Raw genomic sequence first — 23,537 nt, 5'->3', positions numbered from 1 at the left:
GGATGCAGTAGCGAGTGGGGAGTAGAGGTCCTTCGAAATCTCCTGTTCGCTCCTCCCTGCGCGCCACCTCTAGCCCGTGGCCAGATCCCACACCAGCTTGGCATTGAGCGCGATGATCACCACCGCGATCAAGGTCGCAATCGCCGTCAGCCAGCGCGGCGCCACGAACTGCCCCATCTTGGCCCGGCTCGCGGTGAGCAGCACCAGCGGCACGATGGCGAACGGCAGTTGCAGGCTGAGCACGACCTGACTGAGGATCAGGAGCTGCCCGGTCGCCTTCTCGCCGGCCCAGATCGTCACCACCACGGCCGGCACGATTGCGATCATGCGGGTGATCAGCCGGCGCAGCCAGGGCGCGACCCGCCAGTGAAGAAAGCCCTCCATCACGATCTGGCCGGACAGTGTCGCGGTGATCGTCGAATTCAGGCCGCAGCACAACAGCGCGATCGCAAACAGCGTCGGCGCCAGCGTCGACCCGAGCAGCGGCGCCAGGAAGGAATACGCCTGGTCAAGCTCGGCGACGTCGCGTTGTCCGGTGCGGTGGAACGTCGCCGCCGCCAGGATCAGGATCGAGGCGTTGATGGTCAGCGCCAGGCACAGCGCGATGGTGGAATCGATCGTGGAGAGCGTGATCGCCTCGCGCTTGTCCTCTGGGCTGTCGCCGTAGCCGCGAGTCTGGACCAGGCCCGAGTGGAGATACAAATTGTGCGGCATCACGGTGGCGCCGAGAATGCCGAGCGCCAGATAGAGCATCTCCGGATTGGCGATCAGCTGTCCGCTGGGAACGAAGCCCTTCACCACCTCGGCCCAGTCCGGCTGCGCCATCGCGATCTGGATCGCGAAGCACAGCGCGATGATGCCGAGCAGCGCGACCACGAACGCCTCGATCCAGCGGAAGCCGAACGCCTGCAGCGCCAGGATCAGGAAGACATCGAGTGCGGTGACGCAGACGCCGATCGACAGCGGCAGCCCGAACAGCAGGCTGAGACCGATCGCAGTACCGATCACTTCCGCGAGGTCGGTGGCCGTGATCGCGATCTCCGCCGACAGCCAAAGCGGCACCGAGACCCAGCGCGGGGTAGAGTCGCGACAGGCCTGGGCGAGGTCGCGGCCGGTGGCGACGCCGAGCCGCGTGCACAGCGACTGCAGCACGATCGCCATCAGGTTGGACAGCAGCGCGACCGAGAGCAGGACGTAGCCGAACTTGGCACCGCCGGCCAGCGACGTTGCCCAATTGCCGGGGTCCATATAGCCGACGGCGACGAGGTAACCGGGTCCGAGAAAGGCCAGCAGCTTGCGCCAGAGCGACCCTTTTGTCGCGGTTCGTACCGTCGCGAACATGTCGCCGAGAGACGGATCGCCGCGCTCACCGCGCCAGCCTCCGTTCAGGCGGTCGCTCGGCGGAACCATGGCGTGCAGTTGCGAAAGGTCTGACGATTTTGCGTCCATGGCGCTATCCTGGACGAAACTGACGTTTAATGCAACTTACTTGCAAGTGCGACTTGCCCATGTGGCGGTGCCACATAGAGATGCTGGAAATCCTCCGATACCGCTTCATCATTGCGAAAGCTCGTCCCTGCCGATTCGCGGCCCGCCTCCTCGAGGCGGCCCATCGGCGACGGGTCCCACTACCCCACTGACGGGATCCACCATGCTCTCTACCCAACTCGGGCTCCGACCGGTCACGAACGCGCCCGTGCCTTGCAAGATCTGTGACGGTCCTGCCAATCTCTACGGCGTGGTCGACATGAACCGCCCCTGCCAGACGGCCCATGCCCGTCGCCCGCCGCTGGCCGGCGTGCCCATCTACTACCGGCGCTGCGCGGATTGCGGCTTCCTGTTCACGGACGCCTTCGACCACTGGAGCATCGAGCAGTTCAAGACCCACATTTACAACGACGGCTACGAAGCCGTGGATCCGGACTATCGGGTCAAGCGGCCAACCGACAATGCGGCGGCCGTGGCCCGCTTCTGGGCGCCACACAAGGCCGGAATGCGGGTGCTCGACTTCGGCGGCGGCAACGACTTGTTCTGCACCGGCCTGCGCGCTCAAGGCTTCGCGGAAGCGGTCACCTATGATCCGATGGTGGCCGAGCACGCAACCCGACCCGATCGCAAGTTCGATCTCGTCACCTGCTTCGAGACGCTGGAGCACGTGCCAGATCCGCTGGAGACGATCGGAGCCATGGCGGCCTGCGTGGCCGAACCGGGCGCGGTGTTCTACTCGACGTTGACCCAGCCGGACGACTTCGACAGCCAGGGCATGTCCTGGTGGTACATCGCGCCGCGCAACGGCCACATCTCGATCTACACCCAGCATGCGCTGGCGCTGGCCTGGCACCGGTTCGGCTTCAAGACGGCGCCGCTGAATGCCGGCACGCATCTGGCGTTCCGCACGCTGCCGCCGGAATGGGGATTGGCCGAGGCACCGACCACGGCATAGGCCGTCCGCAGCACGACGGCCGATGCCGGAGATCAGGAAGCGGGTGGGCGCAGGGAGGCTGAGCGGCGATGATGGCCACATCATCACATCAGGTTCCTCTTCATGACTCCCTCGCCCGCCCTGCCCGCCGCCTTCCACCGCCTTGCCTGGTCGAACCTCACCGCGCAATCGGCCGAGCAGATCGCGCTCGCCGCAGCGCCGATCGTCGCGGTGCTCGCGCTCGGTGTCGGCGAGGGCGAGACTGGACTCTTGCAGACGGCACTGACCGCGCCCTTCGTGCTGTTCGCGATCCCTGCGGGGCTGCTCGCCGACCGGATGTCGCGACGGCTGCTGATGGCCCTGGCAGAGATGTTTCGCGCGCTGGCGCTGCTCGCGATCCTCATCGCCTTCGCGGCCGGCGCGCTCACGCTGCCGTTGCTGGCGGCGCTTGGATTCGCAGCGGTGTGCGGCACGGTGGTGTTCAGCGTCGCCGCGCCGGCCCTGGTGCCGAGCCTGGTCGCCCCCACCCAGTTGGCGCCTGCGAATGCGCGCATTGAGCTTGCCCGTACCATCGCCTTCGCCGCGGGGCCCGCGCTCGGCGGCGTGCTGGTCGGCTGGATCGGCGGCGCGCCCGCCTTCGGCTGCGCCGCGGCGCTCTCGCTGGTCGCAGCCGTCTGCCTGGCCGGCATCGCCGAGCCCGCCCGCGCGCCCGTGCCGCGCCGCCATCCGCTGGCCGACATCAGGGAAGGCGCCGCCTTCGTGCTGCATCATCCGCTGCTGCGGCCGGTGTTCGCCACCCAGTTCATCTTCAACACGGCCCATTTCCTGCTGCTCGCGGTGTTCGTGCCCTATGCAGTCCACCGGCTCGGCCTATCGGCAGGAGGCGTCGGCACGGTGCTGTCGATGTTCGGCGTCGGCATGGTGTGCGGCGCGCTGCTGGCGACGCGCATCATGCGGCTTCTGCCGTTCGGCACCGTCATCGGGCTCGGCCCCGTCACCGGCTTCGCCGCAGCGCTCGTGATGGCACTGACCACGTTCGTTCCCTCGCCTGTCCTTGCCGGGCTCAGCTTCTTCCTGCTCGGCGCCGGGCCGATCCTCTGGGTGATCTCGACCACGACGCTGCGGCAGTCGGTGACGCCGGCCGGCCTGCTCGGGCGGGTGTCGGCCATCAACATCCTGAGCTACGGCGCCCGTCCGCTGGGCTCCCTGCTCGGCGCGGTCGTCGGCGGCCGCTACGGCGCCGACACGTGTCTCTACCTCGTCGCCGCCATCTTCGGCCTGCAGGCGCTCGTCATCCTCGCCTCGCCGGTCGTGGCGATCGCGCGGCAGCCGGAGCCGCAGCCCGCCTAGCGATAGACCAGGATCGGCACGGTCGAATGCGTCAGCACCTTCAAGGTCTCGCTGCCCAGGATCGCGGAGACGCCGCGCAGCCCATGCGAGGCCATCAGCACCAGATCGCAATGCTGCTTGCGGGCGGTCTCGACGATCGCCTCATAGGGCTTGTCGTGCTCGACGCAGAGCGTGGCGCAGGCGACGCCGGCCTGCTCGGCATCGTCCTTCACATGATCGAGATATTTCGCGGTCTGATCGGCCACCAGCGATTTGTATTGCGCGAGCGCCTTGGTCGCAGCGTGAGGATCGACGACCAGCGAATGCAGCGGCGTCGACACCACCAGCGCCGTGACCTCTGCGCCGGTCGCCTTGGCGAGCGCAATGCCGTGCTTGATCGCGGCCTTGGACAGATCGGAGCCATCGGTCGGCAGCAGAATATGTTTGTACATGAGCTTTCATCTCCCGGCAGAGGGATGCTGGGCAGACTCGCTTCGGCTGGGCATTGACGTGGGTCAAGGGTGCGACATCTCGTCCGCCAGGTAGTTCTCGTAGGCCCGCGTGGCCAAGGCGCTGCCGGCAATTTCCGGATCGAGCGTGAAGAGATCCTGCGCGCGGCCGATGCCGCGCAGCGCGTAGCGGCCGGTCGACACCAGGTAGCGGCGACCTTCGTCGTCGAGCCCCTCGCAGAATTCGGCGGACGCCAACAGTTCGCGATCGACCGAGCGGCACATCGAGGCGATGCGGCTGACCTCGTTGACGGCCGGTCCCACGACGGTGAAGTCGAGCCGGTCCTCGCTGCCGATATTGCCGTAGAACACCTCGCCGACATGCAGGCCGACATAGGCCGAGGTGACGGGCCGTCCCTCGCCGGCGCGCCGTGCGTTCAGCTTCAGGATGTTCAGCCGAAAGCGATGCTCGGCACGCAGCGCAGCCCGGCGGGCCGAGGCCATGTCGCCCCCGGTGAAGATCGCCAGCACGCCGTCGCCGATCAGCTTCAGCACGTCGCCGCCGGACTCGTAGATCGCGTCGATCGAGGCTTCCGCATAGTCGTTGAGCAGCGGGATGATCTCGTCCGGCGATATGCTCTCACTGATTGCGGTCGAACTGCGCAGGTCGGAGAACCACAGCACCGCATTGATGCGCTCGGTGACACCGCGGGAAATCCGGCCGCGCAGCACCTGCTCCGACGCATCGCGGCCGAGATAGACGCGGCCAAGGGTTCGCACGATGTCGACCTGCTGCGCGGATTTGATCGTCAGCGCGAGCAGCGGGACCAGGTCGCGCAATGCGCCGACCTGCGTGTCGGTGAAGCCGCCGTCACGCCGCGTCAGCCAGTTCGAATAGAAGCAGTCCATCTGGCCGAGCGTGCCGGCTTCCCCGAACCGGTGCACGAAGGCGAGATAGTGCCGATGTCCCTGTGCGGAAAGCTCCTCGATGATCGGAAAATCGAGATGCGCACAATTCATGAAGTCAATGCTGAACTCGTCATGGCCGTTCTCCAGCATGTGGTGGAAGACCGAGCGCCGCCAATTCTGGGCCGCCTCTCCCTCATTGCTGGAGCCATATTCAAAGCTGTCGGCTTCGTTCGTGTCGAAATCGTTCCAGCGGAAGCCACGCCCCTCGAAAATCGGATGCAGCGTATCGATGATCGCAAGGCTGCGCGACAGTTCAAGCCCGGCCGCGCGACAGCGCTCGCAGAAGCCGCGCAGGATCTCGTTTTCCGGCGCGCCGGTCAGGCTCTGACCTACGAGCCAGTTCGCCACTTCGAGACGGGTCGCCGTATCCATCGTTTCAACTCACCAACGCGTCACGATCCGGAAGGCTTCAGGCAGGCCGGCTCACCACCTCGCCGTCCTCCTTGGTGAAGGAGGAGACGGGATGATCGAGCAGGTCGAGCACGAGTTCGGACGGGCGGCAGAGCCGCGCACCCCTGCTGGTCACCACGATCGGCCGGTTGATCAGGATGGGATGCGCGAGCATCGCCTCGATCAGCTGGTCGTCGGTCCATTTGGGATCGCCCAGCCCAAGCTCGGCATAGGGCGTGCCCTTCTCACGCAGCACGTCGCGCACCCTGACGCCCATCGCGTTGATCAGCGCAATCAGCTGCTCGCGGCTCGGCGGCGTCTTCAGATATTCGATCACCTCAGGCTCCTCACCCGAGGCGCGGATCATCGCGAGCGTGTTGCGCGACGTGCCGCAGGCCGGATTGTGAAAGATCGTCACGGGCATGGGCTGTCCAGTCGTTGCGTTCCGAAGGCACATTCCCGTGCCGTGCGTCTCACCCCAGACATCGTGTGCCTGATGGCGCGGCCGCGATGCGGGAAATGGTCACTGTTATCACGGCGCCGCCGCCGGCCGGAATAGGAACTCCGCCGGTCGAGGGAAATCGCCGGCGCGATGTGCAGACTGGCAGGAAGGAGCTGCCCATCGCGGCTCACACCACGTCGGCAGGAGCGAGCTTGCAGGCGCAGCCATCGGCCTCGATCTGCAGGGTCGGATGCTGGATGTTGAAGCGATGTGACAGCTCGGCGCAGACGCGATGCAGGAACGCATCATCCGTTCCGCCTGCCCGGACCAGATGCGCCGTCAGCGCGGTCTCGTTGGTGCTCATCGCCCAGATGTGGAGGTCGTGCACCTCGCTGACGCCGTCGAGCGAGGCGAGATAGTCGCGCACCTCCGGCAGCGCGATGTCGCGCGGCACGGCGTCGAGCGCCAGATTGACGCTGTCGCGGGCGAGATCCCAGCCGCTCAGCAGCACGACGAGCGCGATGACAAGGCTGACCACCGGGTCGACCCACAGCCAGCCGGTCCAGATCGTGACCAGTGCCGCCACGACCACGCCGAACGACACGGCGGCATCGGCGGCCATGTGCAGGTAGGCGCCACGGATGTTGAGGTCGGTGTCGCGGCCGCGCATGAACAGCAGCGCGGTGGCGCCGTTGATGGCAATGCCGAGCGCGGCGACCCACAGCACGGTGATGCCGGCCACTTCGCCCGGATTGCGCAGGCGATCGAACGCCTCGACGGCGATGCCGCCGACCACCAGCAGCAGCAGCCCCGCATTGATCAGCGCCGCCAGGATCGAGGCGCGGCGATAGCCGTAGGTATGGCGGTCGGTCGGCCGCCGGCCCGACAGCCACAGGGCGCCCCAGGCCAGGAGCAGCGACATCACGTCGGACAGATTGTGGACCGCGTCCGAGATCAGGGCCAGCGAATGCGCGGCGTAGCCGAAAACGAGCTCGGCGATGACGAAGCCGGTGTTGAGCGACACGCCGATCGCGAAGGCCGCGCCGAAGCTCGCCGGCGCATGGCTGTGGCCGGCGTGGCCGTGGGCATGTGAGTGGCCGTGCGAATGATCATGGTCGCGGTGGTCGTCGTGATGCTGGTGTGAGTGCGCCATGCGATCTGACCTACTACTCGCTGCTGATGAGCGCTCTCGATGTCGTCCCGGCGAAAGCCGGGACCCATAGCCACCGGCGGCAATCGGTTGGCACGCGCGTCGTTCCAGCCTGCCCATTCCCACGTCCTGTGGTTATGGGTCCCGGGTCGGCGCCATCGGACAACGCTACGCGTTGCCGATGGCTTGCCCGGGACGACAGTCTTGGTGTCGTCCCGATGAGTGGCAGACCGAAGGGGCGCTCGATCTTCACTCTCCCGCGCCTCACTCGATCGGCCGGTTGAACTTGTTCGACTTCGGCAGCCCCTGCGCGATGCGGCCGGCGTCGGCGCGGTTGCCCCGGTAGTCGGCCAATTCCTTCCAGCTCAGGCCCTGATCGCGGCCGGCGGAATCCTTCCAGGCCAGCCCCTGCTTCTGCTCGAAGGTGGTGACGTCGGACAGCTGCGCGCTGGTGTATTTCTGCAGCCGGACGCCGCGGCCACGCGCCATCTCCGGCACCTGGTCGAGCCCGAACACCACCATCTTGTGGTTGGTGCCGATGACCGCGACCTGATCGCCCGCGACGGTGGTGATCGCGCGCGCTTCCGCTGGCGCGGTCACGTTGAGCACCTGCTTGCCCTTGCGGGTGTTGCTGACGCAGTCCTCTTCCTTGACCACGAAGCCCTGGCCGTCGGAGGCCGCCACGAGGAACTTGCGCTCGCCCTTGGCGACGAACATCGACACGATCGAGGCGTCCTGGTCGAGGTCGATGAACATGCGGATCGGCTCGCCATGGCCGCGGCCACCGGGCAGCTTGCCGACGTCGAGCGAGTAGAACTTGCCATTGCTGGCGAACAGCAGCACCTTCGAGGTGTTCTCGGCGAAGAACGCCTGGCCGAGTTGGTCGTCGGTCTTGAACTGCAGGTTCGACAGGTCGGCGACGTGGCCCTTCAAGGTGCGCACCCAGCCCTTGTCGGAGACGACGACCGTAACCGGCTCGCGCTCGATGAAGGCCTCCTCGATGGCGGCGAGATCGTGCTCGGGCGCGTCGGCGAAATTGGTGCGGCGCTTGCCGAGCGGCGTCTTCGGCCCGAACATGTCGCGGACCGTCTTGACCTGCTCGCCGACCTTGGCCCATTGCAGCTGCTCGGATCCCAGCAGCGCATTGATGCCCTTCAGCTCGCCGCGCAGGTTCTTGTCCTCGGTGCGGATCTCCATTTCCTCGAGCTTGCGCAGAGAGCGCAGGCGCATGTTGAGGATGGCCTCGGCCTGGACCTCGGTGAGCTTGAACGTCTTCATCAGGACCGGCTTGGGCTCGTCCTCGGTGCGGATGATCCGGATCACCTCGTCGATGTTGAGGTAGGCGATCAAATAGCCGCCGAGAATCTCCAGCCGGTTCTCGATCTGATTCTTGCGGTAGTTCGAGCGTCGCAGCAGCACGTCGCGCAGATGGTCGAGCCATTCGCGCAGGCACTCGGCGAGACCCACCACCTTCGGGATCTTGCCCTTGATCAGCACGTTGAGGTTCAGCGGAATCTTGCTCTCGAGATCGGTGAGCCGGAACAGCGATTCCATCATCAGCGCCGGATCGACGTTCTTCGACTTCGGCTCGATCACGAGCCGCACGTCCTCTGCGGATTCGTCGCGGACGTCGCCGACCAGCGGCAGCTTCTTCTCGTTGAGCAGCTCTGCGATCTTCTCGACCAGGCGCGACTTCTGCACGAGATAGGGAATCTCGGTAATGACGACGATCCAGGTGCCGCGGTTGCCCTCCTCCTGCTTCCACTTGGCGCGGACACGGAACGAGCCGCGGCCGGTGGTGTAGGCCTCGATGATCGATTCCTTGGAGTCGATCACGGTGCCGCCGGTCGGGAAGTCCGGGCCCTTCACCCAGCGCAACAGCGCGCGCGACTTGGCGTCGGGCTTCTCGATCAGATGCAACGCGGCGTCGCACAGCTCGGCGGCGTTGTGCGGCGGGATCGAGGTGGCCATGCCCACGGCGATGCCCTGCGCGCCGTTGGCAAGCAGGTTCGGGAAGCCGCCGGGCAGCACCACCGGCTCCTTCGACTGGCCGTCATAGTTCGGCCGGAACTCGACGCCGTCCTCGTCGATGCCGTCCAGCAGCAGACGCGCGACGTCGGTCATGCGCGCTTCGGTGTAGCGATAGGCCGCCGGATTATCGCCGTCGATGTTGCCGAAATTGCCCTGGCCGTCGACTAGCGGATAGCGCGAGGAAAAGTCCTGCGCGAGGCGGACCATCGCGTCGTAGATCGCCTGGTCGCCATGCGGATGGAACGAGCCCATCACGTCGCCGACGATCTTGGCGGACTTCTTGAACGCGGTGCCGGGATCGAGCCGCAGCAGCCGCATGCCGTAGAGGATGCGCCGATGCACCGGCTTGAGGCCATCGCGCGCGTCGGGCAGCGCGCGGTGCATGATGGTCGAGAGCGCGTAGGCGAGATAGCGCTCCTCCAGCGCCTCGCGCAGCGCGACCTCGTGAATCTCCGCCGGTTCCGGCGGAATCAGTGATTTTCCCATTAGCGTTTAGCTTTCAGTGGGTTAGCCCAGGAGCTTGAGCTGGCGTGAACGATTTGGGAACAGGCTTTATGCGATGACGCGCCGGGGCGCAATGACGGCCCTGCCCGGTTCCAGGAGGAAAAAGCCGGGTGTCCGGCCGCGGAACCGCAAAGTAGCCCGCAAATCATGCAGATCACGCGCCGCCGGTGCATGCGGCTCCGCTCACGGATTGAGCAGCCAACGCGCGTCCCGTTGAGGTGCAACGCTGTCGCACACGAGTCTGTGTTGCTGAGATCGTCACCGTCGCTAAGGTGGCAGCGGGCATCCTTGGTTGCGGGCCGACGCGACGAGGCGCGCCATCACGCCGCGCCTTGAACGCGGCAGATTCCATCCAGTGAGAAAGGCAGACACTCCATGAGCTCAGGATTCGTGACGACATCGGACGGCACGCAGATCTTCTACAAGGATTGGGGCTCGGGCCAGCCGATCGTCTTCCACCACGGCTGGCCGCTGTCGTCCGACGACTGGGACGCGCAGATGCTGTTCTTCCTCGACAAGGGCTTTCGCGTCATCGCGCATGACCGGCGCGGTCACGGTCGCTCCAGCCAGACGGAGACCGGCAATGAGATGGACACCTATGCGGCCGATGTCGCCGCGCTCGCCGCCAAGCTCGACCTGCGAGACGCGATCCATGTGGGCCACTCGACCGGTGGCGGCGAGGTCGCGCGCTACGTGGCGAAGCACGGCAAGGGCCGCGTCGCCAAGGCTGCCCTGCTCGGCGCGGTGCCGCCGATCATGCTGAAGACGGAGAGCAATCCCGGCGGGCTGCCGATCGAGGTGTTCGACGGCTTCCGCGCGGCGCTCGCCGCCAACCGCGCGCAATTCTTCCTCGATATTCCGACCGGCCCGTTCTACGGCTTCAATCGCAATGGCGCCAAGGTTTCCGAAGGCGTGATCCGCAACTGGTGGCGCCAGGGCATGATGGGCGGCGCCAAGGCGCATTACGATTGCATCAAGGCGTTCTCCGAAACCGACTTCACCGAGGACCTCAAGGCGATCGACGTGCCGGTGCTGCTGATGCATGGCGAGGACGACCAGATCGTGCCCATCGACGACTCCGCGCGCCTCGGCATCAAGCTGCTGAAGCATGGGACGTTGAAGACCTATCCGGGCTTCCCGCACGGCATGGCGACGACGCATGCCGACGTGATCAATGCGGACCTGCTCGCGTTCGTCAGGGGGTAGCTCGATCATTGCACTTCGCCGAATGCGCATTCCGATGCCGATGAAGCGATAGATCTCAAATCTTGCTCGTCATGGCCGGGCTTGTCCCGGCCATCCACGCAGCACTGCACACGCCGAACGACGTGGATGCCCGGGACAAGCCCGGGCACGACGAGTTCGGGGCTACCATTGATCCACTATCTCAATTTCCGCGTTGGAGACGTCGTCCTGCCTTCTCGCGACGCGCTCCGCGCCCGAGCTATCAAGATCGATTACCCTCTTCGGACAGAGGGCACAGGGAAGGCCGGACCTCGACTGAGGCCCGTGGCCCGCCTGCTCAAAAAATGCAGGCGGCAGGTACCACAGGTTCAGCCGGACGACCCGGCCCTCCCTGTGCGATGGGCTTACGAGTTATACGCAGTCTCCCCGGTGTCCGGCTTGTGAGCCACCGTCGCCCCTGGGATCATCACCCACGGACTTGGCGCCAGCATCGGGGCGCCAGGACGCTGCGATTTCGTCGTCCTGCTGGACTCGTTCGTCCGCGCGCACATGCGCGCTGCGATCCGGCAGGCCACCGCTCCCCGCTTCCTACGTCTCGTGACGATCGCGATGCGCCCCTCCTGTGGAGGCGGGATGCCGGGAAACATCGTCCTGATTTGCCCGACGACACAAGGCGAGCCCCCTGCGGCAGATTGGCTCGACGGGCAATTGGCGCATGGGAGATCGCGCCATTCTGCATATCAGAAACCGGACCGGCTGAGGCTCGGCGCGACCGCGGGAACCGATGGCGCCCGAGGCGCGTTCTCTCCGCATCAACGTAATGCGTATGCGATATCAACCGAAGCACGACCTGCTGGCGGGCATCTTTGCATGAAGAATTTTTCCGATGCATCCTTTTCGCCTGATGTCATCGCGCTGATGACCGAAGCCCTCAACGCGTCGGTCGCCGCGCTGCCTGAGCCGGTGAGTTCGACGAACGTGAACCTGCTTGCGGAAGCCGTGCTGCGCGCCGCCAAGGCCGGCGAGCGCGACGTCACCGCGATGCAGCGGCTCGCGCTGCTCGAACTGCAGATCATGCCGCGCATGTAGAGCGGATCACAGGCTTTCCTACAGTCGTAGAGCATTCCCAACGCGCTCACTTCCGGACCTCCTGGTTCGAGATGCGCCGCACGCGGCGCTCCTCACCATGAGGATGTCGGATCGCGCCTGACGCGCCGCCGGCCTCCCGCGTCCATCCCCCCAGCCCCTGCGCCACGTCCCACCCGTTCGCAATTGACAAATCTATTCGTCGATGTCTAACTCCCGTCGCCGCCGACAGAGCGGAGCAAAACGGGGAGGATCTTCATGCGACGGCAGCTGCTCGCCTGCGCGTTCCTGGCAACGACATCATTCATCGCGACAGGCGCTTCAGCCCAGGTTTCTGACGACGTGGTGCGGATCGGCGTGCTCACCGATCTCTCGAGCTGGGGCCGCGACAACAGCGGCCCGGGCTCAGTCGAGGCGGCGAAAATGGCGGTCGAAGAGTTCGGCCCCACCGTGCTCGGCAAGCCGATCGAGATCATCAGCGCCGATCACCAGATGAAGACCGACGTCGGAACGACGGTCGTACGCGACTGGTTCGACAACGGCAAGGTCGACGCGGTCGTCGACATCCCCAACTCCGGTATCGCGATCGCCGTGCACAACATGGTGCGCGAGCGCAACAAGATCGCGCTGCTGTCAGGGCCCGGCGCGAGCTCGCTGACCGACGAGCTGTGCAGCCCGAACACCGTGCACTTCACCTACGATACCTATGCGCTGTCCAAGGTGACGACCTCGGCCGTGATCGGCCAGGGCGGCAAATCCTGGTACTTCATCACCGCGGACTATGCCTTCGGCCAGCAATTGGAGAAGGACGCCACGCGCTTCATCAAGGAGCTCGGCGGCACCATCCTCGGCGGCGTCAAGCATCCGACCAACACTGCCGACTTCTCCTCCTTCGCCTTGCAGGCGCAGAGCTCGAAGGCCGACGTTGTCGCCTTCGCCAATGCCGGGCAGGACACCGACAACGCCATCAAGCAGTCCGGCGAGTTCGGCCTGGTCAAGGGCGGCCAGAAGCTGGTCGGCCTGCTGATGTTCGACACCGACGTGCATGCGATCGGGCTCGAGGCCGCGCAAGGCACCTACATGACCACGGCGTCGTACTGGAACATGGACGACAACACCCGCGCCTGGTCGAAGAAGTTCTTCGCCCGCGCCAAGGTGATGCCGACGATGATCCAGACCGGCGTCTATGGCTCCGTGCTGCACTATCTCAAGGCCATCAAGGCGGCCGGTACCGACGATCCGAAGGCGGTGATGGCGAAGATGCGCGAGCTGCCGATCGAGGATACGTTCGTTCACGGCGGCAAGCTGCGCGAGGACGGCCGCGTCATCCGCGACATGTATCTGGCCCGCGTCAAGAAGCCGTCGGAATCGAAGGAGCCGTGGGACTATCTGGAGATCGTCAAGACCGTGAAGGGCGAGGATGCGTTCCGGCCGGTCTCCGAATCCAAGTGCCCGCTGCTGAAGAAGTAGGAGCGCGCACATGAGCGGAGCAGATCACCCGGCCGGCGACACCCATGATTGCGACGTGCTGGTGGTCGGCTCCGGCTGCGCCGGGCTGTCGGCGGCGGTCACCGCCGCCCATGCCGGGCTGAAGGTCATCGTGACCGAGAAGGAGCCGCGCTTCGGCGGCACCACGGCGCGATCCGGCGGCTGGCTGTGGATTCCGGGCACATCGCTCGCCAAGGCCTGGGGCATCGATGAGCCGCCAGAGCTGGCACGCACCTATCTGCGCCATGAGGCCGGCAACAGTTTCGATGCGGCGCGCGTCGACGCGTTCCTGACCAAGGGGCCGGAGGCCGTCGACTTCTTCACCAGCAAGACCGCGCTGAAGTTCGACATGCCGCTGACCTTTCCGGACTACCACGCGGAGGCGCCGGGCGGCACCCAAGGCGGCCGCTCGATGGTGACCCGGCCGTTCGACGGTCGCGAGCTTGGGCGTCACATCGAGGATCTCGGCCAGCCGCTGCCCGAGCTCACCGTGTTCGGCATGATGCTCGGCTCCGGCAAGGAGATCATCCACTTCATGCGCGCGACCAAGTCGCTGGCGTCGGCGTTCTACGTCGCGAAGCGGCTGTCGAAGCATGCGCTGGACGTGCTGCGCCATGGCCGCGGCATGACGCTGACCAACGGCAATGCGCTGGCGGGGCGGCTGGCGAAATCCGCGTTCGATCTCGGCATTCCCCTGTGGCTGTCGTCGCCGGTGGCCGAGCTGATCCGCGACGGCGAGGCCGTGCGCGGCGCCGTGGTGACGCGGCAGGGCAAGCGTATCAGGGTCAATGCGCGGCTCGGCGTGGTGCTGGCCTGCGGCGGCTTCCCGCATGACGTCGAGAGGCGCAAGGCGATGTTTCCGCATGCGCCGACCGGACAGGAGCATGTCTCGCCCGGGCCCGTCGGCAACACCGGTGACGGCCTGCGGCTGGCGGAGGCCGTCGGCGGCCGGGTCGAGGACGGCCTGCCGCACGCGGCGGCCTGGGTGCCGGTCTCCGTCACCACGCGCAAGGACGGCAGCAAGGGCGTGATGCCGCACTTCATCGACCGTGCCAAACCCGGCGTGATCGCAGTGACCGCGGACGGCGTGCGCTTCGCCAATGAAGGCAATTCCTACCACGACTTCGTGCAGGCGATGGTCAAGGCGGCGAAGCCCGGCCGCGAGATCGCGGCCTGGCTGATCACCGATCACCGCTCGTTGCGCCGCTACGGCCTCGGCTGCGTGCCGCCGTTCCCGATGCCGCTCGGGCACCATCTGAGCACCGGCTATCTCAAGCGCGGCGCGACGCTCGCCGAGCTCGCGAGCACGACGGGCATCGATCCGCGGGGGCTCGAAGCAACCGTCGCCGCGTTCAACGCCGATGCCGCGCTGGGCCAGGATCCCACGTTCGGCAAGGGCTCGCGCGCCTACAATCGCTATCAGGGCGATGCGCTGCACGGGCCGAACCCGTGTGTGGCGCCGATCAAGGACGGGCCGTTCTACGCCATCAAGATGGTGATCGGCGATCTCGGCACCTATGCCGGCATCCGCACCGATGCGCATGCCCGCGCGCTCGACGCCCAGGGCCACCCGATCGAGGGGCTCTATGCCGCCGGCAACGACATGGCGAGCATCATGGGCGGCAACTATCCGGGCGCCGGCATCACGCTGGGACCGGCGCTGACCTTCGGCTACATTGCCGGCCGCCATCTCGCCGAACGCGCTGGCCAAAGGAGCGCCGCATGAGCGACAGTCAGATGTTGGCCGGCAAGCTTGCGCTGGTCACAGGGGCGGCGCACGGCAATGGCCGCGCGATTGCGCTCGGCCTCGCCGGCCGCGGCGCCGATGTCGTCATCACCGACATCGACTTGGAGGGTGCCGAGCGTTGCGCCGCCGAGATCCGCGAGCACGGCCGCCAGGCGTGGGCGCATCGGCTGGATGTCACCGACGCCGCCGGATGCACCGCATTGGCGGCGCAATTGCGCGCCGAGGTCGGCGCCATCTCGATCCTCGTCAACAATGCCGGCATCATCATTCGCGAGAACATCGACTCGCCGCGTGCGCCACAGAACTGGCAGCGCGTGCTCGACGTCAATCTCAACGGCGTGTTCAACGTCACCTACGCCTTCCTTGCCGCCTTGCGCGCGACGCGCGGCACGATCGTCAACATTGCATCCGTCGCCTCCTTCGTCGGCATCAGCAACACGCTCGGCTATTCGCCGTCCAAGGGCGGCGTGAAGTCGCTGACCCAGGCGCTGGCGCGCGAGCTCGCCGCGGACGGCATCCGCGTCAATGCCATCGCCCCCGGCGTGATCGCCACCGCGATGACGGAGTCGACCCGCAACGATCCCGAGCGGCTCGCCGGCTTCATGAGCCGCACGCCCCTCGGCCGCGTCGGCCAGCCCGAGGAGCTCGCTGGCCCGGTGGCGTTCCTGGTCTCCGACATGGCGTCCTACGTCAACGGCGTCACGCTGCCGGTCGACGGCGGCTTCCTGGCGGTGTAGGCACGGCGCCGGACCAGGGGCACAACAAGACATGGGACGAGAGAGCCGCGGCATCCAGTCGATCGAGGTCGGCGGCACCTTGCTGCAGGCACTGGCGCGCAGCGGCGAGCCGATGATGCTGCGCGACCTCGCGCGCGAGGCCGGGCTGCCACCGGCCAAGGCACATCCCTACCTCGTCAGCTTCTCGCGCATCGGTTTGATCGAGCAGGACGAAACCACCGGCCGCTACGAGATCGGCCCGCTGGCGCTCGAGCTCGGCCTGATCAGCCTGCGGCGGCTGTCGGCGGTCCGGATCGCCACCCCGAAGATCGCAGCGCTCGCCGGCGCGATCGATCACGCGGTGTCGCTCGCGGTGTGGGGCACCAATGGCCCAACCGTGGTGCGGCTTGAGGAGCCGAGCCATCCGGTGCACATCGTGATGCGCGTCGGCTCGATCATGGGGCTGCTGGAGACGGCGACGGGCCGCGCGTTCGCGGCGTTCCTGCCGCCGAAGACCGTGAAGGCCGCGCTCGACACCGGCCTCGATCATCTCGGTGTCGGCTACAATCCCAAGCGCTCACCGAAGAGTCCGAAGGTCGCCGAGATGCTGGCCGAGGTGCGCGCGCAGGGGCTGGCGCGCGCCGTCGGCGATCCGCTGCCCGGCGTCAACGCCTTCGCCGCGCCGGTGTTCGATCACGCCGGCCACGTCGCACTGGTCATCACCGCGATGGGCCCGGCCGGCACCTTCGACGCCGGTTGGCAGTCACCGCTGGCGACGCGGCTGCGCGCGTGTGCGGCCGAGATCTCCAAGCAGCTCGGCCACGGCATCGCGCAGCCGTGACGCTCAGGCCGCGACCGAGCGTTTCTCCGGCCACGGCTCGGCCCACGCCGGCAGCCGCATCAGGCCATCGAGCCAGCGCACGATGTTCGGAAACGACTCCATCGGCATCTCGGCCTCGCGCCAGTCGGTCGCCATCGAGGCGGCCGCGAAATCGGCGATGGTGAGCCGGTCGCAGGCGATGTGGCTGCGCGCCCGCAGATGCGCATCGAGCACGGCGGCGAAGGTCTTCAGGTTGGCGACCTTGCCGGCCAGCGCGGCACGGTCGGGCGCACCGAGGCCGAACGTCTTGCGGACGATGTGCTCGAAATAGAACGGTCCGACCGCCGGCGCCCAGTGGCAGTCGTTCCAGGCCAGCCAGCGCAGCACCTCGATCTGCTCCTGCGGATTGCGCGCCGGCCACATGTCGCAGCTCTCGCGGATGCAGAGGTGCGCCATGATGGCGGTCGACTCCCACAGCACGGTGTCGCCGTCGACCAGCACCGGCGCCTTCATATTCGGGTTGAGCGCGGCGAACTCCGGCGTCTTCAGGCCGCGGCTGATGTCGATGAACTCGGCGGGCACGCCGAGATGCTTGACCAGTGCGAGCACGCGGCGCGGCGCCTGGGCCTTGATCCAGTAAATCTTCATGACGGGTCTCCATCTCCTGTGCCTTGAAGACGAACGTCGCAGCACCGGATCGACAGTGACGGAGCAAAAATTCAGCGGCGGTTCCGCCGACTCCTACGGTTCCCGTAGCCGTCACATCGCGCGCACCGCCGCCCGTGCGGTGAGAATGCAACCCGGCAGGAACGTGCCCTCCAGCGAACGCTTGCCCGACGCGCCGCCGCCGCCGAAGCCGGCGGCTTCGCCGACCGCATAGAGCCCGCCGATCGGCGCACCCGTGGTGTCGAGCACCCGGCTCTGCAGATCGGTCTTGAGGCCGCCGAGGCTCTTGCGGGTAATCAGTTGCATATGAATGGCGATGTAAGGCCCGGCGCCCGGGGCCTGCAGCGGCGCAGGCTTGCAGGTGCGGAGCTTGTCGGGGCCCCATTGCCGCGCGTGCAGGATGCGGCGCAACTGATCGTCATTGTGGAGCTTGTCGCCATTCCCAAAGTTCGCGTCGAAGGCGTCGGCGGTGGCCTGCAGCACCTCCGGCTTCACGTCGCCGGTGCCGGTCAGCGCATTCATCTTGGCGGCGAGACCGGTCAGCGTCTCGTCGACCAGGAAATGCCGGCTCTCGCGCTGCATCTGCCTGACCAGGCGATGATTGCCGAGCAGCGTCTCCTTGAGGAACATCGGCATCTGCCGGTCGCGGATGCGCGGATTGTGCTCGGCGCCGGAGATGGCGAACTCCTTGGCGGCGATGCGCCAGTTCAACAGATGCCACGTATACGGCTTCTCCTGCGCCGCGACGCGCTGGCACAGATCATGGGTGTCGAAGCCGGTCACCAGCGGCTCGGGCCCGATGCGCTCGCCCCTGTGATTGAGCCACAGCGCCGATTTGCACGGCACCAGCGACAGGCCATGGCCCTCGAAATGCGGAAACGGATGCGGGATGCCGGCGGCGTAGTTCCACATCTCGCCGGCATGCGTGATCTCGGCGCCGAACGCCTCGGCCGCGTGGTGATGCAACTTGCCGTCGGAGAACGGATGCGCGCCATTCAGCATCGCCGCCGGCAGCGGCCGGCCCTTGATCCAGTTGGCGCGGGCCTCCGCATGGCTGCCATTGAGGCCGCCCATCGCCAGCACCGTCAGCGGCGCGGCGATGCGGATTTCGGCGCCCGTCTCCTCGTTGACGGCGACCACGCCCGATACCGCGCCGGCAGCGCGATCGAGGCTGACGACGCGATGACGGTGCAGCACCGTCAGCCTGCCGCCACCGTCGGCCGCGCGCATCGCTTCGATCATTACGCGCGTGAGCCGCTGCGAGGTGCCCCAGACGATGTGATAGCGCGGCAGCGCATTACCGTCGCCGTACCGGCCGCGCTCGACCCAGTTCACTGCCGGCATGAACGTCACGCCGTGCGCCAGCAGCCAGTCGTAGACCTCGCTGCGGGAATGCGCGACGTAGTAGCGCGCCCATTGCAGCGGCCAGTGCTCGGCGGCATCGAGCTCGCCGAACCTGATCCAGTCGCGCAACGCGATCTCCGGCGTATCCGGGATCTTCATGCGCGCCTGCAACGGCGTGCCGATCAGCGCCATGCCGCCGAATGCCCACAGCGCCAGCCCGCCGAGCCGCTCGGGCGTGTCCCGGTCCACGATCGTCACCGACTTGCCGGCGCGCAGTGCCTCCAGCGCGGTGACGATGCCGGCAAGACCGCCGCCGGCGATGACAACATCGGATTGCAGCGTCGCGCTCATGTCACGGCGCGATCTTGCGCTTGAGCATCCGCGCCACCGGCAGCGGAACGCGGTCGAGCGATCCCAGGAGGTGCGGCAGGAGCTTCAGCTTGAGGCCGGTCAGCGCCGGCGGCACCATCGCCTCGATCAGATGGGGCCCCGGCCGCGCCAGCGCCCCCTGCAAGGCGCTGGTGAGTTCGTCCGGCGTGGTGACGCGGGTCGATCGCACGCCCATGCCGTCGGCGATCTGCGCGAGCTTGAGGACCGGCCCGTGCAGGTCGAGCTGCGCCCGCGCCTTCGGTCCGATCTCCTCGGCGCCGACCCGTTCCAGCTCGACGTTGAGCACCGAGTAGGAGGCGTTGTTGAAGATGATGGCGGTGACGTTGAGCCGCTCGCGCGCGATCGTCCACAGCGACTGGATCGTGTACATCGAGCTGCCGTCGCCGATCAGCGCGATCACCGGCCGGTCGGGACAGGCGATCGCCGCCCCGATCGCATTCGGCAGCCCCTGCCCGATGGCGCCGCCGGTCAAAGTGATCAGATCGTGGCGCGGCGCGCCCGCGGTGAATTTCGACAGCATCAGGCCGGAGCTGATCGCCTCGTCGATGATGATGGCGTTCTCGGGCAGGAGATGACCAACGGCCTTGCAGACCTTTTCCGCGGTCAGCTTCTTGCCGCGCGGACGCCCGGGCCGCGAGGCCGGCGACAATGCCGGCGTGGCGCGCCCGGCCTCCAGGGCGGCGGCAAGCCTGGTCAGGCTGCACGCGGCGTGCTGCGCCGGCGTCGACAAGGTCAGCACCTTGCAGCCGTCATGCGGCAGATAGCTCTTCTTGCCGGGATAGGCGAAGAACGACACCGGCGCCTTGGCGTCGACCAGGATCAGGGTGTCGATCTCCTTGAGCTGGATCTGCGCCATCTCGGCGAGATAGGCGATCCGCTCGACGGCCGGCAGGCCCGCTCCACGCTGCATGCGTGTCGGAAACGTTTCGGCATAGACTTTCACACCGCAGGTCGCGGCGATGCGCGCGGCCGCCAGCAGCGACTCCTCGTGCAGCGCCGTGCCTCCGAGTAGAAAAGCGCTGCGGCCGCCCGCCCTGATCGCCTCGGCGACGGCCTGCACGGTCGCATCGTCCGCAGGCGCCGGCGGCTCGATCACCGGCGCCGGCTCGGCGACGCCGCCCTCACCCCAGGACACGTCGGCCGGCAGGATCAGCGTCGCGACCTGTCCGGGCCAGGAGCACGCCGCCTTCACGGCCGCCACCGCATCGCGGCACAGCTCCGACGTCACCTGCGAGGTCCAGACGAATTCCGGCGAGACGTTGCGCGCGACGGTCTCGATATCGGACTGGAGCTGCGCGTCATAAGGGACATGATAGGTGGCGTGGTCGCCGACGATGTTGACGACGGGCACCTTGCCCTTGCGCGCATTGTGCAGATTGGCGAGGCCGTTGCCGAGGCCGCAACCGAGATGCAGCAGCGTTGCCGCGGGCGTGCCGGTCATCCGGGCGTAGCCGTCCGCCGCACCGGTCGCCACCCCTTCGAACAGGCACAGTACGGCGCGCATCTCCGGCGCGGAGTCCAGCGCCGCGACGAAATGCATCTCGGAGGTGCCAGGATTGGTGAAGCAGACCCGAATGCCGGAATTGACCAGGGTCCGTATCAGAGCTTGTGCGCCGTTGGGCATGAGAAAAGCCTGTTGCGGGGAAACTGCCGCAGCTCGGGGCGACTTGGCCGGCCCCGCCATGGCATTTCCCCTGTTTGTATTTGTGCCATTTTGGAATTGACGGTCTCAGAAATCCAATGAATTGTTATGCTTTGATCAATGAGCTGGGGTCATCGATGCACACACCAACGTTGCGTCAGTTGCAGCAGCTGGTCTACCTCGCGGAAGAGCGGCATTTCGCCCGGGCCGCCAAGCGCGCCCATGTCACCCAGTCGGCGCTGAGCCGCAGCCTGCAGACCCTGGAGGACGAAGCGGGGATGCGGCTGTTCGACCGCAGCTCGCGCTCGGTGGAGATCACGGCGGTCGGCGAACGGCTGGTGGCGCGGGCGCGCTCGCTGTTGTCGGGCGCCGACGATCTCGGCCGCGAGATGCGGCTGTTGCGCTCGGGCGATGCCGGCCAGGTGACGGTGGGCGTCGGCGCGTTCACGGGCCTAGTGCTGCTGCCGGATGCGATGGCGCAGCTGTATGCCGAGCATCCATCCGTGCGCATCAAGCTGGTGCAGGACAATTGGCGCGCCCTGATGGACGTGCTGCAACAAGGCAAGCTCGATTTCTTCCTGGCGCACATCACCGACATCAGGACCGACGACAGCCTGGACCTTGAGCCGCTCGGAAGCCTTCCCGGCTACTTCTACTGCCGGCCGACCCATCCGTTGGCGGGGCGACGGGAGCTGTCGGCGCGCGATCTGGCCGGCCAGCACTTCGCCTCCGTCGCGCTGCCGCCGGACTTCAGCCGGCGGCTGGACGACCTGATCGCCGCGCCACGGGGACGCGGTTTCAATGTCGCCCTCGAATCCGAGAACGCCGGCCTGCTGGTGCAAATGGCGGTCCGCTCGGACGTCGTGCTCGTCGCGGGGGATGCGGTCGTCACCCACGAGCTGGCCTCCGGTCAGCTGGTCCGGCTCAATGTGGCCGAGCTGAAAGAGCCACGCGCATCCGACCTGCTGCTGGCGCAGTTCGGCATCCTGCGCCTGAAGGGCCGCACCCTGTCGCCGGCGGCGATGATGCTGATGGACATGGTGCGCGCGCAAGCCGCGCAAATGCTGACCGGACCGCGCCGGCCGCCGGCTCCGCGCGCCGCACGCAACGCGCATCGATCTCGGCCGAGATCACGCAAGAAGCCGGGTGCACCCCGGCGCAACCGGTCGCGAAGTCATACCAGGAGCAAAGCCTGACCGGGGCGTGGCCCTGCGCCATCATCCGACGGCCGCGCGGCGCGACATCTCCTCCAGAACCCGCATTGCCTGCTCTGCCTGCGCTTCGGGTACGAACAGGTGATCATGATGAAAGGCCGAGACCGCGTTGACACTGATGCCGGCCCCTGCGAGGCAGGTCGTGACTGCGGCGAGGAAGCCGACCGCATCGAGCGCTGATCGCACCGACAGCGTGATCAGGCGCGCGACGAACTGATACGGCAGCCCGGCCTGCTCGGCGTCCTCGCGCCGGACGATCAGCGTGATCCCTTCGCGCTCGCGAAACAGCATCAACGGCGTCAGCTCGGCCGGGATGTCGTGATGCGTATCGACGGTGCAGAACACGAATACGCCGTCCTGCAGCTCGGGAGCCATCGTGCGCAGCAGCGTATCGAGGTTGCGTCCGCCCGCCATGGATCCCCGTCAGTTCGCCGCCAGGCGCTCGCGCCCATGCGGCGAGGTGAAATCCTGCCGCGGCCCGACCGGGACGATGCCGGTCGGATTGATGGTGCGATGGCTCTCGTAGTAGTGCCGCTTGATGTGCTCAAAATTCACCGTCGCGGCAATCCCCGGCCATTGGTAGAGATCGCGCGTGTAGGCTGAAAGATTCGGATAGTCGGCGATGCGGCGGATGTTGCACTTGAAGTGGCCGACATAGACGGCATCGAAGCGGATCAGCGTCGTGAACAGCCGGATGTCGGCCTCGGTCATGGTGTCGCCGAGCAGGAAGCGGCGCGCCGACAGCCGCTCCTCCAGCCAGTCGAGCGTGGCGAACAGCGGGCCGATCGCCTCCTCATAGGCGGATTGCGTGGTCGCGAAGCCGCATTTGTAGACGCCGTTGTTCAGCGTGTCGTAGACGCGCGCATTGATGGCGTCGATCTCATCGCGCTGGGCTTGCGGATAATAGTCGCCTTGCCTGGCGCCGACGCCGTCGAACGCCGAGTTCAGCATGCGGATGATCTCTGACGACTCGTTGTTGACGATGGTGCGGTTTTGCTTGTCCCAGAGCACGGGCACGGTGACGCGGCCGGAATAATGCGGCTCCGCGGCGGTGTAGACCTGATGCAGAAGGCCGGCGTGATTGACGCTGTCGGCCACGACGCCCGGACCCTCGGCAAACGTCCAGCCCTGCTCGCGCATCAGCCAGTGCACGACCGATACCGAAATCATGTCATCGAGCCCCTTCAGCGCGCGCATGATCAGGGTGCGGTGAGCCCACGGGCAGGCCAGGCTGACATAGAGATGATAGCGGCCCGCTTCGGCCTCGAAGCCGCCGGTGCCGGATGGGCCCGGACGGCCGTCAGCCGTGACGAAGCTACGGAACGCCGAATCCTTGCGGATGAAACGGCCGCCGGACGCCGCCGTGTCGTACCAGACGTCGTGCCATTGGCCGTCGACCAGGACTCCCATGACGCTCTCCTCTCACACCGTGGCCTGTGCGCAGGACTGCAACCTGCAGCCCCTTCGCCTGGGCCCTTACGTGACAGGAGTACACGTCACCCCGCCGCTGCGCCAGCAGAGAGCACGCTCCGAGAAGACGGCTCCGCCGAACA

20 protein-coding genes are annotated in these 23,537 nt (G+C 66.8%); 9 read left to right on the top strand and 11 right to left on the bottom strand.

The window, feature by feature from the left end:
* Positions 1-69: 69 nt before the first annotated feature.
* The gene (locus tag QW887_RS20290) at positions 70-1,449 is read right to left on the bottom strand and encodes an Nramp family divalent metal transporter (protein WP_315711430.1); all 1,380 of its coding nucleotides are present in this window, start codon (positions 1,447-1,449) and stop codon (positions 70-72) included.
* A 202-nt stretch (positions 1,450-1,651) separates the two neighbouring features.
* Between QW887_RS20290 and QW887_RS20285 the strand changes: the two genes are divergently transcribed.
* Positions 1,652-2,443, top strand: coding sequence for a class I SAM-dependent methyltransferase (locus tag QW887_RS20285; protein ID WP_316194881.1), 792 nt, complete (start codon positions 1,652-1,654; stop codon positions 2,441-2,443).
* A gap of 102 nt (positions 2,444-2,545) precedes the next feature.
* Positions 2,546-3,772 (top strand): MFS transporter, encoded by a 1,227-nt coding sequence (locus QW887_RS20280; RefSeq protein WP_316194880.1) that lies wholly within the window; start codon positions 2,546-2,548, stop codon positions 3,770-3,772.
* Here QW887_RS20280 and QW887_RS20275 read toward each other — a convergent pair.
* From QW887_RS20275 to parC, 5 genes are all read right to left on the bottom strand, one after another.
* Positions 3,769-4,203: a universal stress protein gene (locus tag QW887_RS20275; RefSeq protein ID WP_316194879.1), complete on the bottom strand. Its 435-nt coding sequence runs from the start codon at positions 4,201-4,203 to the stop codon at positions 3,769-3,771. The two genes, QW887_RS20280 and QW887_RS20275, sit on opposite strands and share 4 nt — an antisense overlap.
* Positions 4,204-4,266: 63 nt before the next feature.
* Complete coding sequence (locus QW887_RS20270) at positions 4,267-5,541, bottom strand: adenylate/guanylate cyclase domain-containing protein (RefSeq protein WP_316191345.1); 1,275 nt, start codon at positions 5,539-5,541, stop codon at positions 4,267-4,269.
* A gap of 37 nt (positions 5,542-5,578) precedes the next feature.
* Entirely contained in the window at positions 5,579-5,983 is a 405-nt protein-coding gene (gene arsC / locus QW887_RS20265; RefSeq protein WP_315711425.1) for an arsenate reductase (glutaredoxin), read from the bottom strand.
* 205 nt (positions 5,984-6,188) lie between these two features.
* A complete protein-coding gene (locus QW887_RS20260) occupies positions 6,189-7,154 on the bottom strand; it encodes a cation diffusion facilitator family transporter (RefSeq protein ID WP_316194878.1) in 966 nt (321 codons plus the stop codon).
* 261 nt (positions 7,155-7,415) lie between these two features.
* On the bottom strand, positions 7,416-9,668 hold the full coding sequence (gene parC / locus QW887_RS20255; protein ID WP_315711422.1) for a DNA topoisomerase IV subunit A: 2,253 nt from the start codon (positions 9,666-9,668) through the stop codon (positions 7,416-7,418).
* A 393-nt stretch (positions 9,669-10,061) separates the two neighbouring features.
* Here parC and QW887_RS20250 point away from each other — a divergent pair, with 393 nt between their 5' ends.
* The 6 genes from QW887_RS20250 to QW887_RS20225 all read left to right on the top strand — a co-directional run bounded on the left by QW887_RS20250 (position 10,062) and on the right by QW887_RS20225 (position 16,749).
* Entirely contained in the window at positions 10,062-10,892 is an 831-nt protein-coding gene (locus QW887_RS20250) for an alpha/beta hydrolase (RefSeq protein ID WP_316194877.1), read from the top strand.
* A 612-nt stretch (positions 10,893-11,504) separates the two neighbouring features.
* On the top strand, positions 11,505-11,960 hold the full coding sequence (locus QW887_RS34940; protein ID WP_410051258.1) for a hypothetical protein: 456 nt from the start codon (positions 11,505-11,507) through the stop codon (positions 11,958-11,960).
* Between the two features lie 255 nt (positions 11,961-12,215).
* Positions 12,216-13,427, top strand: a complete 1,212-nt coding sequence (locus QW887_RS20240; RefSeq protein WP_316187302.1) for an ABC transporter substrate-binding protein — start codon at positions 12,216-12,218, stop codon at positions 13,425-13,427.
* 10 nt (positions 13,428-13,437) lie between these two features.
* A complete protein-coding gene (locus tag QW887_RS20235; protein ID WP_316187303.1) occupies positions 13,438-15,171 on the top strand; it encodes an FAD-dependent oxidoreductase in 1,734 nt (577 codons plus the stop codon).
* Complete coding sequence (locus tag QW887_RS20230) at positions 15,168-15,929, top strand: glucose 1-dehydrogenase (RefSeq protein ID WP_316175187.1); 762 nt, start codon at positions 15,168-15,170, stop codon at positions 15,927-15,929. Before QW887_RS20235 ends, QW887_RS20230 begins: the two co-directional genes overlap by 4 nt.
* Positions 15,930-15,960: 31 nt before the next feature.
* The gene (locus tag QW887_RS20225) at positions 15,961-16,749 is read left to right on the top strand and encodes an IclR family transcriptional regulator (RefSeq protein ID WP_316194876.1); all 789 of its coding nucleotides are present in this window, start codon (positions 15,961-15,963) and stop codon (positions 16,747-16,749) included.
* Between the two features lie 3 nt (positions 16,750-16,752).
* Here the strand turns inward: QW887_RS20225 and QW887_RS20220 are convergent, their stop codons facing one another.
* The 3 genes from QW887_RS20220 to QW887_RS20210 all read right to left on the bottom strand — a co-directional run bounded on the left by QW887_RS20220 (position 16,753) and on the right by QW887_RS20210 (position 20,752).
* Positions 16,753-17,376, bottom strand: a complete 624-nt coding sequence (locus tag QW887_RS20220; RefSeq protein WP_316165158.1) for a glutathione S-transferase family protein — start codon at positions 17,374-17,376, stop codon at positions 16,753-16,755.
* Positions 17,377-17,487: 111 nt separating this feature from the next.
* Entirely contained in the window at positions 17,488-19,089 is a 1,602-nt protein-coding gene (locus tag QW887_RS20215; protein WP_315711413.1) for an FAD-binding protein, read from the bottom strand.
* A gap of 1 nt (position 19,090) precedes the next feature.
* Positions 19,091-20,752, bottom strand: coding sequence for an acetolactate synthase large subunit (locus QW887_RS20210; protein WP_315711412.1), 1,662 nt, complete (start codon positions 20,750-20,752; stop codon positions 19,091-19,093).
* A 155-nt stretch (positions 20,753-20,907) separates the two neighbouring features.
* Between QW887_RS20210 and QW887_RS20205 the strand changes: the two genes are divergently transcribed.
* Positions 20,908-21,966 (top strand): LysR family transcriptional regulator, encoded by a 1,059-nt coding sequence (locus QW887_RS20205; protein WP_315711411.1) that lies wholly within the window; start codon positions 20,908-20,910, stop codon positions 21,964-21,966.
* 21 nt (positions 21,967-21,987) lie between these two features.
* Here the strand turns inward: QW887_RS20205 and QW887_RS20200 are convergent, their stop codons facing one another.
* Together QW887_RS20200 and QW887_RS20195 are read right to left on the bottom strand one after the other, a co-directional pair.
* Positions 21,988-22,398, bottom strand: a complete 411-nt coding sequence (locus QW887_RS20200) for an ACT domain-containing protein (RefSeq protein ID WP_316188495.1) — start codon at positions 22,396-22,398, stop codon at positions 21,988-21,990.
* A 9-nt stretch (positions 22,399-22,407) separates the two neighbouring features.
* On the bottom strand, positions 22,408-23,394 hold the full coding sequence (locus tag QW887_RS20195; protein WP_316188496.1) for a glutathione S-transferase family protein: 987 nt from the start codon (positions 23,392-23,394) through the stop codon (positions 22,408-22,410).
* Positions 23,395-23,537: the final 143 nt, after the last annotated feature.

The organism is Bradyrhizobium sp. SZCCHNRI3052 (assembly GCF_032484895.1).
Taxonomy (GTDB): Bacteria; Pseudomonadota; Alphaproteobacteria; order Rhizobiales; family Xanthobacteraceae; genus Bradyrhizobium.
Note: the sequence above shows the minus strand (reverse complement) of the source record. Positions and strands in the feature narration are given on the sequence as shown.

Bases quoted from the DNA above. Each gene is read 5' to 3' on its own strand.
- QW887_RS20290 (WP_315711430.1), bottom strand. From the start codon at position 1,449: ATGGACGCAAAATCGTCAGACCTTTCGCAACTGCACGCCATGGTTCCG.
- QW887_RS20285 (WP_316194881.1), top strand. From the start codon at position 1,652: ATGCTCTCTACCCAACTCGGGCTCCGACCGGTCACGAACGCGCCCGTG.
- QW887_RS20280 (WP_316194880.1), top strand. From the start codon at position 2,546: ATGACTCCCTCGCCCGCCCTGCCCGCCGCCTTCCACCGCCTTGCCTGG.
- QW887_RS20275 (WP_316194879.1), bottom strand. From the start codon at position 4,203: ATGTACAAACATATTCTGCTGCCGACCGATGGCTCCGATCTGTCCAAG.
- QW887_RS20270 (WP_316191345.1), bottom strand. From the start codon at position 5,541: ATGGATACGGCGACCCGTCTCGAAGTGGCGAACTGGCTCGTAGGTCAG.
- arsC (WP_315711425.1), bottom strand. From the start codon at position 5,983: ATGCCCGTGACGATCTTTCACAATCCGGCCTGCGGCACGTCGCGCAAC.
- QW887_RS20260 (WP_316194878.1), bottom strand. From the start codon at position 7,154: ATGGCGCACTCACACCAGCATCACGACGACCACCGCGACCATGATCAT.
- parC (WP_315711422.1), bottom strand. From the start codon at position 9,668: ATGGGAAAATCACTGATTCCGCCGGAACCGGCGGAGATTCACGAGGTC.
- QW887_RS20250 (WP_316194877.1), top strand. From the start codon at position 10,062: ATGAGCTCAGGATTCGTGACGACATCGGACGGCACGCAGATCTTCTAC.
- QW887_RS34940 (WP_410051258.1), top strand. From the start codon at position 11,505: ATGCCGGGAAACATCGTCCTGATTTGCCCGACGACACAAGGCGAGCCC.
- QW887_RS20240 (WP_316187302.1), top strand. From the start codon at position 12,216: ATGCGACGGCAGCTGCTCGCCTGCGCGTTCCTGGCAACGACATCATTC.
- QW887_RS20235 (WP_316187303.1), top strand. From the start codon at position 13,438: ATGAGCGGAGCAGATCACCCGGCCGGCGACACCCATGATTGCGACGTG.
- QW887_RS20230 (WP_316175187.1), top strand. From the start codon at position 15,168: ATGAGCGACAGTCAGATGTTGGCCGGCAAGCTTGCGCTGGTCACAGGG.
- QW887_RS20225 (WP_316194876.1), top strand. From the start codon at position 15,961: ATGGGACGAGAGAGCCGCGGCATCCAGTCGATCGAGGTCGGCGGCACC.
- QW887_RS20220 (WP_316165158.1), bottom strand. From the start codon at position 17,376: ATGAAGATTTACTGGATCAAGGCCCAGGCGCCGCGCCGCGTGCTCGCA.
- QW887_RS20215 (WP_315711413.1), bottom strand. From the start codon at position 19,089: ATGAGCGCGACGCTGCAATCCGATGTTGTCATCGCCGGCGGCGGTCTT.
- QW887_RS20210 (WP_315711412.1), bottom strand. From the start codon at position 20,752: ATGCCCAACGGCGCACAAGCTCTGATACGGACCCTGGTCAATTCCGGC.
- QW887_RS20205 (WP_315711411.1), top strand. From the start codon at position 20,908: ATGCACACACCAACGTTGCGTCAGTTGCAGCAGCTGGTCTACCTCGCG.
- QW887_RS20200 (WP_316188495.1), bottom strand. From the start codon at position 22,398: ATGGCGGGCGGACGCAACCTCGATACGCTGCTGCGCACGATGGCTCCC.
- QW887_RS20195 (WP_316188496.1), bottom strand. From the start codon at position 23,394: ATGGGAGTCCTGGTCGACGGCCAATGGCACGACGTCTGGTACGACACG.